Origin of the sequence: Rhodococcus sp. R1101, assembly GCF_000278445.1 — a bacterium.
Classification (GTDB): domain Bacteria; phylum Actinomycetota; class Actinomycetes; order Mycobacteriales; family Mycobacteriaceae; genus Rhodococcus; species Rhodococcus gordoniae.
Genome location: NZ_AJVB01000125.1, coordinates 1 through 9,178, shown reverse-complemented (window position 1 = coordinate 9,178; position 9,178 = coordinate 1). Strand labels below are relative to the sequence as shown.

The window sequence follows — 9,178 nt, the reverse complement described above, 5'->3', positions numbered from 1 at the left end:
CATTAATCGCGTCGCCACCTCGACGGAGGCCGTGACGTGCGACGACGCGAGCTCCGGATTGCCGGTGTGCACCACGACTTCGTCGTGCTGGAAGAACACGAGATCGCCGGCGGTCGGGTCGGGATCGGTGGTCAGTCGCCGGCGCAGCTCGGCGAGCACGCACAGTGCCCACTCGGCTGCGGTGGCCTGCACGACGAAGTTCCGTGTGAAGCGCCCGCGCGCGTGCGCATCGCCGTGTGAGTGGAACCCCTCCGGGGCGGGTGGGCACGCGCGGCCCAGCCACGAATGCGCCACCTCGCCACGCTCGCCCGCGCGCGCCGCACGTTCGACGAAGTCGACGGCGGTCGGGAAACTGCGACGCAGCACCGCGAGCAGGGTGCGCGCGTCGCCGGAGGTGGCCCCGTACAACACGCCGAGCACCGCGACCTTCGCCTTCGCGCGGTCGCCACCGAAGGACGCCGCTGCGACGGGGGCGTACAGATCGTCCGAACCTGCAGCTGCCACCATGCGCCGGTCACCCGACATCGCCGCCAGGATGCGTGGTTCGAGCTGGCCTGCGTCGGCGACGACGAACGACCGTCCGGGATCGGCGACCACGCTCGACCGCAACGCCTTGGGGATCTGCAGAGCACCGCCGCCCCGACTCGCCCACCGGCCCGAGACGACGGCGCCGGGAACGTACACGGGGCGGAACCGGTCGTCGCGTACCCAGGTGTCGAGCCAGTGCCAGCCGTTCGTGCTGTACAACTTCGACAGCTCGCGGTGCCGCAGCAACAGCGGCACCACAGGATGGTCGATCCGCTGCAACACGTGCTTGCGGGTCGACTCGACCGTGATGCCCTCGCGACGGAACGCCTCGAGCACCTCGCTGTGCGAGGCGGGATTCACGGCACGACCGAAGACGGCGCTGATCTCCTCGACGACTTCGGCGATGCGGCTCGGCAGGTCGTAACCGGTCGGGCGTGGCCCGAGAGTGTCCTCGAGCAGACGACGATGTGCCCGCGCCGAGAACGGCAGCCCGTCGAAACTCATCTCGGCCGCTGCGAGCGTGCCGGCCGATTCGGCGGCGGTGAGCAGTTCCAGGCGGGCATTGCCGGAGATGCGCCGACGCTGATCGGCGATCTGTTCGACGACTGCTTCGACGTCGATCGTGGGTGCGGCATCGAAGAGGCCGGGGCGCTCGTCGATCGGCTCCTCCGAGGCAGGTGGGGGCAGACCTTCCCGTACGGCGAGGATGACGCCGGTGGTGGCGAGGTCGTGGCATCGCTGCACCCGGACTCCGGCGCGAAGAAGCTCGGGATAGACGGTTGCCGTCGAGGTCCACACCCAGCGCGGTCGAGATTCGGCTTCGATCGTTGCGACCGCTGCTGCGAACTCGGGATACTCACGTATCGGTCCGAGTGGCGCACCCGATGCGTCGACCTCGACGATGCTTGCACCGCGACGGCCCCGGCCGTCCGCAGGATGAGGAACAACGACCGTGCGCATCCATACAGTGTGCTCCATCACGGCGACAGCTTTCGGCGCGCCGTACCCCACGATTCACCCTCGAATTCACCCGTACCGAGGGCGATCCCCGAGAGAACCGGCACTACCGTGATAGTGGAGGGGCTCCGCCGCTACCCCCGACGCGCGGCGGGGTCCCCCATTTCGTCGACGGGCCCGTCGTTGTCGTCCGAACGCTCGCTGCCGCCGGAAGATTCGTCCGTGTCGTCGCGATCGCCCTTCCCACGTTCATCGACGGTGTCGTCCGAATGGACCGGATCGCCCACGATCGCCGAATCCTGATCGCGCTGTCGGGACGGCCGCCAGGGCAGTCGCACCGGTGCGTCCGGTGCCCGATGGAATCCGACGCGGTCGTAGATCCACGTCACGGCGGCGCCGACGACGAGTCCGAATACGAGTCCGACGATCGTCATGGTCGCACCGTGGCCGAGCCCGGCGTCGGCGCGTCCGTCGAAGTAGAGGATGGCGCGTACCGCGAGATAGATCTGGTGCATCGGCTCGAAGGTCGACAGCCACTCGAACAATCGCGGCGTGGCCTCGATCGGGATGGTGCCGCCGGACGAAGGCAGTCCGAGCACGATGAAGACGATCAGGTTCACCAGCAGGCCCGCCGCGCCGAAGATCGACATCACGGCGAGCGAGGTGATGCCCACCGCCGAGATCGCGAGTGCCCCGTACTCCCACAACAGCAATGCACGTGGCGCCGGCATACCGAGTCCGGTGGCGATCCACACGTACAACGCCGAGACGATCAACGACATGATCACCGTGATGCCCCACTTCAGTGCCAGCACCTGCAGGCGCGACATCCGGGTGGTCTCCCGTGCGATGTAGAGGGGGCCGTATTCGGTGGGTACGAAGCCGAGCTTGGTGTCGACGACCGCGTTGATGATCGTGGCACCGGTGAAGCCGGCCAGGATCAGCAGCAATGTGTAGAAGAAGGCGGACAGACCCGCGCCCGTCCCACCCGGCAGCGGTTTGTGCTCGACGGTGAGCGCATCGATCGGTTGGGCCAGCGTCAGGCTACCGGCTCCGGAGAGCTGCAGGTCGGGGGCGGTGTCGGCGAGGGTGGCGGTGACGGTCTCGGTCAGCTGTTCACCCACAGAGTCGTTCACCTGGGTCAGTGCGCGGTCGCCGATCGTGGTGACGATGCCCGTCGCGAACGCCCCCGTGCGGGGGTTCGTGTACAGGGTGATGATCGGTTTCTCGATGTCGCCGGGGACCACCGAGGCCTGCGCGAGGATCGAGATGCGTTTGGTGAAGTCGCTCGGGATGACGATCGCCCCGTACAGGCTGCCGTCGTCGAGCCCGCGGTCGGCGGCCGAGATGCCCATCTGTTGCAGGTCGATCTCCTCGGGATCGATGCCGTCGAGGATGCCCTCGGTGATCTGGTCGCCGAAGTTCTGTCGTTCATCCGATCCGGGCAGCACGTCGCCGACGTCCTGGTTGACGATGGCCATCGGGAACTGCCTCAGGTTCTCGCTGGGATCGAGGAGGGCGCCGAGGTAGAAGTACGCCAAGGCACTCATCACCGCCGCGACGACAGCGAAGGGCGCGAGCCAGAAGCGCGCGCTGCGCAGAGTGCTGTGATGCGGGTCGATGGACGACTGGGTTGGACTCACCTGTCAATTGTGCACACAGGTGTGTGCTGTCGAGGTCCCGAGTGCTCGAGTACACGTGGAACCGGGCTGCGTGATCTGGCACTCCGAAGGTCGTCACCCGTCATCGGTCACCGGAGCAGGTCGCCGAGGGTCGACGCCGCAGAGAGTACGGCCGACGCGAGGCGAGTTTCGTCGGTGGCGTCGAAGACCGAGACGCCTATCGCCGCCTGAGTACCTCCGGGACGGCCCGGCACCGCGGCCGAGATTCCGATGGTGGTGGATACGACCTCGCCGGCGGAGACCGCATAGCCCGTCTGCCGCGCCCGGGTCACTTCCGGCCGCTCGTCGGGACGCGGTGGCATGGATCCGAGGATTGCCAGACCGGCGGAGCCGCGGTCCAGCGGATGGACCTGGCCCGGACGGAAGGCGATGTGGACATCGGAGCGCCGGGGCTCGATCACCATCATCGCCCGCACCGTGGCGTCGGACTCGCGGACGACGAGGTGGGCCGTGGCCTCGACGCTGTCGGCGAGTTCCTCGAGGATCGGCCGCGCGAGGGTCCGCAGGTCCTGTTCGACCGATTCGGCGAGTGTCACCAGGCCGGTGCCCAGTGAGATGCGCTTGTGGTCGTCGCGTCGGCACAGTCGGTGTGCCTCGAGAGTCCGGACGAGTCGATGGGCGACCGTGCGGTGGACGTCGAGGCTCTCGGCGATCTCGCTGACGGACAGGCCGTGTGGGTTCCGCGCAAGCAGTTCCAGGATTTCGAGACCGTTGTGGAGCGTCTTGGACATGCCTGCGTCCGGCTCGATCCGTGGTAGGTCCAGATCCCCTGTTTGCGCAGGTACATCCCGCATTTGTGTCATGACCCCCATTACCTCCCTTGACGTCTGTGAACTGTAACACCTAGCGATTTCCGTTAATCGCACACTACGTGCGATTATCGCACACAATCACGGATGGTTTTCGTACGACATGACACGAACCGACTACGTGGACGCGGCGGTTCTCGCTCATATCCACCAGCTCTACGGGCGACAGAGCCACCTCATCGACGAGGGCTCTGCGCGTGAGTGGGCCGAAACGTTCACCGCCGACGGCGAGTTCTGCTCGCCCAGCTACCCGGCCCCCGTGGCAGGTACCGACGATCTCGTGGCCTTCGCCGAGCGCTTCCATATCGGCGCGCAGGCAGCAGGTGAAGTGCACCGGCACGTCGTCACCGACCTCGCGGCCTACCGCGTCGACGACGACACCCTCCGTGTACGGGCCTATCTGCAGATCGTGGCCACCGTTCGTGGGGGCGAATCCCGACTCGTCCGGTTCACCACCATCGACGACCACGTCGTGCGCACCGGCGGCGAATGGCGCATAGCCCGCCGCGTCGTCTCTCGCGACGACAGCTGATCGTCACACCTCTTTCCACTTCGCTTCATATTCTCGGAGGAATCACCCATGACCGTCGACGCCCAGAACCCGGGCCGTACCGTCACCACCCCGATCGTCGCCCTCTACCCGGAGATGGCAGGCAAAGTTGCCGTCGTCACCGGCGCGGCACGCGGTATGGGTGCCCAGTTCGCGCGCGGTCTGGCCACGCGCGGCGTGCACGTGGTGGGCGGCGACATCAACGATGTGCAGATGAAGGAGGCCGCAGAGCAGATCGATACCGATCTCGCCGCGGAAGCCCTCGTCGAGACGCCCGGCACGGTGATCGGCGCACGTGTCGACGTGACCGATCCGGCCGACCACGAGGCGCTCGCGCAGGTCGCACTCCAGGAGTTCGGCCGCATCGACTTCTGGATCAACAACGCCGGCGTCTTCCCGTTCGCCCTCGCCGAGGAGATCTCGAAGGAGCAGATCGCGGCGACTCTGGACGTCAATGTCGAAGGCGTTCTCTTCGGTTCGCAGGCCGCGGCGCGGCACATGGAGCCCGGTAGCGCGATCGTGAACATGTCGTCGGTCTCGGCGCTGCGCGTGCGCAAGGGCCGCGGTGCCTACTGCGCCTCCAAGGCCGCCGTCGCCCATCTGACCGAATCGTTGGCAGTCGAATTCGGCGACAAGGGAATCCGCGTCAATTCGATCGCGCCGGGATATATCGATACCGAGATGACCCGGTGGGTCCAGGAGGACCCGGCCGCACTGAAGCACGCGCTCGACGTCGTCCCGCTGCACCGGCTCGGTGCCCCCGAAGAGGTCTTCGGACCGTTGCTGTTCCTGCTCTCCGACAGTGCCCGCTACGTCACCGGACACTCGATTGCCGTCGACGGCGGATCACGTCATGTCTGACCGTGTCGTCGAATCGGTGTCGTACCCCTCGGTCGTACTCGTCACGGGTGCGGCCGGGGGGATGGGCGCCAACCACGCACGGGTGCTCGCTGCACGCGGAACGCATGTGTGCCTTGCGGATATCCACGACCCGTCCGGGGTCGTCGAACAGATCCAGGCTGAAGGCGGTTCCGCGACGGCACACACACTCGACGTGGCCGACGCCGAGGAATGGGGGCGGGTCGTCGACGAGATCCGCACCCGGCACGGTGAACTCGGTGGACTCGTCAACAACGCCGGGATCTCCCGGCGCCTCGAATTCATGGACACCCCGGACGACATCTGGGAGAAGACCATGCGGATCAACCTCTTCGGCCCCTTCTACGGGATGAAAGCGGTGGCTCCGCTCATGCGTGAGAGCGGTGGCGGGTCGATCGTCAACATCTCGTCGATCTCGGGACAGATCGGCTACTTCTCTCCGGCCTACTCGTCGAGCAAGTGGGGACTGCGGGGTCTGTCCAAATCGGCGGCAGGGAATTTCGCGCGCTGGGGTATCCGCGTCAATTCGGTCCATCCCGGCCTCGTGGGCACGGCCCTGCTCGGCGGCGCCGACGCATTCGTCGGTGCTGCGTTGAACAGCGTGCCGGCCGGCCGAACGGCCACCGTCGACGAGATTACCGACGCTGTGCTCTTCCTGCTGTCGGACCGCTCGAGCTACATGACGGGCAGCGAAGTGACGGTCGACGGCGGTATGACGTCCAACGGCCTCTATCACCGCATCATCGCGGAGACAGGAGATCAACTCTCATGAACGACGACATCATCGACGTCGTGGTGATCGGTGGTGGCGGTGCCGGTCTCGCGGCCGCAGTGTCTGCCGCCGAATCCGGGGCGAGCGTGCTGCTGTTCGAATCCGAGACCGAACTGGGCGGGTCGACCCAGCTGTCCGCGGGATTGTTCACCGCGGCAGGGACGAGTGTGCAGCGCGGTCTCGGCATCGAGGACTCCGCCGAGAAGTTCTTCCAGCACTACATGGATCTGAACCATTGGGTCCTCACACCCGGCCTGGTCCGTGCGTTCTGCGAGAACGCGGGCCCGACGCTCGAATGGCTGATCGGTCTCGGCGTGGAGATTCCCGCCCGCGAATCGTCGAACGCGCACATGCCCGGTCTGTGCCAGGCCGGTGTCGAAGACGTCTGGCGCGGGCACGTGCCGAAGGATCAGGGCTACGGACTCGTGCAGACACTCGACCGTGCGCGTCGCACGCACGGTGTGGAAGCCGTGCTCGGTACCCGGGTCCAGAAGCTGCTCGTCGAGGGCGGACGTGTGGTCGGTGTCGTCGCGGACGACATCGAGGTCCGTGCGCATGCCGTCGTGGTCGCGTCCGGTGGTTTCGCGCAGAACCGCGACCTGCTGGAGCAGTACTATCCGTATCCGTTCCGAGCAGGGGAGTCGCTGTTCGTCGTGGCCGCGCCGGGTAGCCGCGGTGACCACTTCCGCTTCGGCGAGCAGGTCGATTCGTCGATCGCCGGCACGGACTGGGGACTGACCATGCCCACCGCATACTTCCAGCGTTACCACCACTGGCAGGCCGGCTTCCCGCCCAAGTCGCGGGTGTACGTGAACAAGTCCGGCCGACGGTTCATGGACGAGGACGCGTCGTACGCGGTCTCCGGCGGTCTCATGGATCGTCAGGACGGACCGGTATGGGTGATCTTCGACGAGAAGGCCCGTACCGGGCTGCCGTCGGGCTACACCGACTGGGACGCCGACCGGATCGCAGAGGAAGCCGACGCCGGTCGTACCCTGCGTGCCGACAGCCTTCCCGAACTCGCCGACCTCATCGGCGTACCGGTCGATGCGTTGGTCACCACGATCGATCGTTGGAACACCCAGCTGCCCAACGGGAACGATCCCGACTTCCTGCGGCATCGCACCCTCGCCAACAAGGGATCGACCTCGAACCCCGACCCCATCACGGAGGGACCGTTCTACGCGGCACGTATGCTGCCCGCCGAACTGGTCTGCACCCACGCCGGACTCGAGATCAACCCGAACGCGGAAGTTCTCGACACCCTCGGGAACGTCGTACCCGGCCTGTACGCGGCCGGAGAAGCGGGCGCCGGCATCCTCGGCCTCCGCTATGTGGGCGGCGGCAACGCCGTCGCCAACGCAGTGACCATGGGTCGCATCGCCGGCCTCAACGCGGCCCGCTGGGCTGCATCCGGCGCCGCTCCACGCGCCGCACTCGGCGTTGCCGGCGTGTAACGCCACCTCCCCCTCACATTCGAAAAGGACACGAACATGCTCGGATCGGACGCGGCATCCCCCGCAGTGAGTCCACCCCAGGCCGGCACTCCGCAGCCGAAGCAGTCGACGACGAAGGTCATTCGTGCTGCCGTCGTGGGCACCATCGTGGAGTACTACGACTTCGGTATCTACGGCTACATGGCGACGATGGTCGCCACCCTGTTCTTCGTCTCGGAAGACGAGACGGCTGCTCTGCTGGGAACATTCGCGGCCTTTGCCGTGGCGTTCTTCCTCCGGGTGCCCGGTGGCATCTTCTTCGGGCACATCGGTGACAAGTACGGCCGGAAGAATGCGCTGTCGTGGACGATCCTGCTCATGGTCGTGGCGACCGCGGCCATGGGACTGATGCCCACCTACGCCACTCTGGGCGTGTGGGCGACGGTTCTGCTCGTGCTCGCCCGCTGCCTGCAGGGCTTCGCGGCCGGCGGTGAACTCGGCGGCGCAAACGCATTCGTCTCCGAATCCGCACCGGCACGCTGGCGCGCGACGCAGACGTCCCTGGTCAACTCGGGTACCTACCTGGGGTCGTTGGTGGCGTCTCTCGTGGCGCTCGGCATCACGTCCACCTTCTCGGAGGAGCAGATCCTCGAATGGGCATGGCGCATCCCGTTCCTGCTCAGCGTGGTCATCGGTGTCGTCGGCATCTGGATCCGTAACCATCTCGAGGACACCCCACAGTTCGAGGAACTCGAGGAAAAGGGTGAGACGAAGAAGCTGCCCATCGCGGAGCTGCTGAAGACGTCGGGCGGAAGCGTCGTCAAGATCATCCTGCTCGGTGCGCTCATCATCGGTGGCTACTACATCGCCTCCGTGTATGCCGCGACCTACCTCCAGACCACGGGTGGGCTGTCGTCCTCCGTCGCGTTCCTGTCGACCTGCCTCGCTCTCGTACTCGGTGTGATCACGCTGCCCATCGCCGGTTATCTCGCCGACAAGTACGGGCGCAAGCCGGTGCTGTTCGCCGGTAGTGCCGCATCCGCGATCGTCGGTGTTCCGATGTTCATGCTGATGTCCGGCGGCACCGTCTGGCAGGCCGTCGTCGGCCAGTCCGTGCTGTTCATCTGCGTGTCGGTGGTCAACGGTGCCTCCTTCGTCACCTATGTCGAGATGCTCAAGGCGTCCGTGCGATACAGCGGTATCGCTCTCGGGAACAACGTGACGAACATGTGCCTCGGTGGCACCGCACCGTTCATCGCGACGTGGCTGATCGACGTCACCGGGAACTCGCTGGCACCGGCGGGGTACTTCGTGTTCTGTGCGCTGCTCACCCTCGGTGCGGTCTTCTTCATCGAGGAGACGAAGGGCATCGAACTCCGCACCGACTAGTCCTGTGGTGCAGCCGGAATTGTCGGAACCCGTCGGGGGCCGACAATTCCGGCATTCCCATATCCGGACCGCGTGGTCCGTGTTTCGATGTCCGGGAGGCACGGGTCCTCGAGACACGGGGTGGAGGGGAACGATGGCGAACGGATTTCGACGGGTACTGCGAGCCGGATCGGTCG

8 protein-coding genes are annotated in these 9,178 nt (G+C 66.3%); 5 read left to right on the top strand and 3 right to left on the bottom strand.

The features are described from left to right. The 3 genes from R1101_RS0110560 to R1101_RS0110550 all read right to left on the bottom strand — a co-directional run. On the bottom strand, positions 1–1,488 hold a 1,488-nt coding region (locus R1101_RS0110560; RefSeq protein WP_026003123.1), incomplete at its 3' end, for a bifunctional 3'-5' exonuclease/DNA polymerase. A gap of 131 nt (positions 1,489–1,619) precedes the next feature. Then, complete coding sequence (locus tag R1101_RS0110555; RefSeq protein WP_016933401.1) at positions 1,620–3,128, bottom strand: YhgE/Pip domain-containing protein; 1,509 nt, start codon at positions 3,126–3,128, stop codon at positions 1,620–1,622. A 107-nt stretch (positions 3,129–3,235) separates the two neighbouring features. Then, positions 3,236–3,898: an IclR family transcriptional regulator gene (locus R1101_RS0110550; RefSeq protein ID WP_016933400.1), complete on the bottom strand. Its 663-nt coding sequence runs from the start codon at positions 3,896–3,898 to the stop codon at positions 3,236–3,238. Between the two features lie 181 nt (positions 3,899–4,079). Between R1101_RS0110550 and R1101_RS0110545 the strand changes: the two genes are divergently transcribed. The 5 genes from R1101_RS0110545 to R1101_RS0110525 are packed head-to-tail and all read left to right on the top strand — an operon-like array spanning position 4,080 to position 9,002. Then, complete coding sequence (locus tag R1101_RS0110545) at positions 4,080–4,508, top strand: nuclear transport factor 2 family protein (RefSeq protein ID WP_016933399.1); 429 nt, start codon at positions 4,080–4,082, stop codon at positions 4,506–4,508. A 48-nt stretch (positions 4,509–4,556) separates the two neighbouring features. After that, entirely contained in the window at positions 4,557–5,387 is an 831-nt protein-coding gene (locus R1101_RS0110540) for an SDR family NAD(P)-dependent oxidoreductase (RefSeq protein ID WP_016933398.1), read from the top strand. Continuing rightward, the gene (locus R1101_RS0110535) at positions 5,380–6,177 is read left to right on the top strand and encodes an SDR family NAD(P)-dependent oxidoreductase (protein WP_016933397.1); all 798 of its coding nucleotides are present in this window, start codon (positions 5,380–5,382) and stop codon (positions 6,175–6,177) included. The genes R1101_RS0110540 and R1101_RS0110535 overlap by 8 nt, the downstream gene beginning before the upstream one ends. Beyond that, positions 6,174–7,634: an FAD-dependent oxidoreductase gene (locus tag R1101_RS0110530; protein ID WP_016933396.1), complete on the top strand. Its 1,461-nt coding sequence runs from the start codon at positions 6,174–6,176 to the stop codon at positions 7,632–7,634. Before R1101_RS0110535 ends, R1101_RS0110530 begins: the two co-directional genes overlap by 4 nt. A 36-nt stretch (positions 7,635–7,670) precedes the next feature. Continuing rightward, positions 7,671–9,002 (top strand): MFS transporter, encoded by a 1,332-nt coding sequence (locus R1101_RS0110525; RefSeq protein WP_016933395.1) that lies wholly within the window; start codon positions 7,671–7,673, stop codon positions 9,000–9,002. Positions 9,003–9,178 lie beyond the last annotated feature (176 nt).

Coding starts and splice junctions, on each gene's coding strand:
- R1101_RS0110540 (WP_016933398.1), top strand. CDS start 4,557: ATGACCGTCGACGCCCAGAACCCGGGCCGTACCGTCACCACCCCGATC.
- R1101_RS0110545 (WP_016933399.1), top strand. CDS start 4,080: ATGACACGAACCGACTACGTGGACGCGGCGGTTCTCGCTCATATCCAC.
- R1101_RS0110525 (WP_016933395.1), top strand. CDS start 7,671: ATGCTCGGATCGGACGCGGCATCCCCCGCAGTGAGTCCACCCCAGGCC.
- R1101_RS0110530 (WP_016933396.1), top strand. CDS start 6,174: ATGAACGACGACATCATCGACGTCGTGGTGATCGGTGGTGGCGGTGCC.
- R1101_RS0110550 (WP_016933400.1), bottom strand. CDS start 3,898: ATGTCCAAGACGCTCCACAACGGTCTCGAAATCCTGGAACTGCTTGCG.
- R1101_RS0110535 (WP_016933397.1), top strand. CDS start 5,380: ATGTCTGACCGTGTCGTCGAATCGGTGTCGTACCCCTCGGTCGTACTC.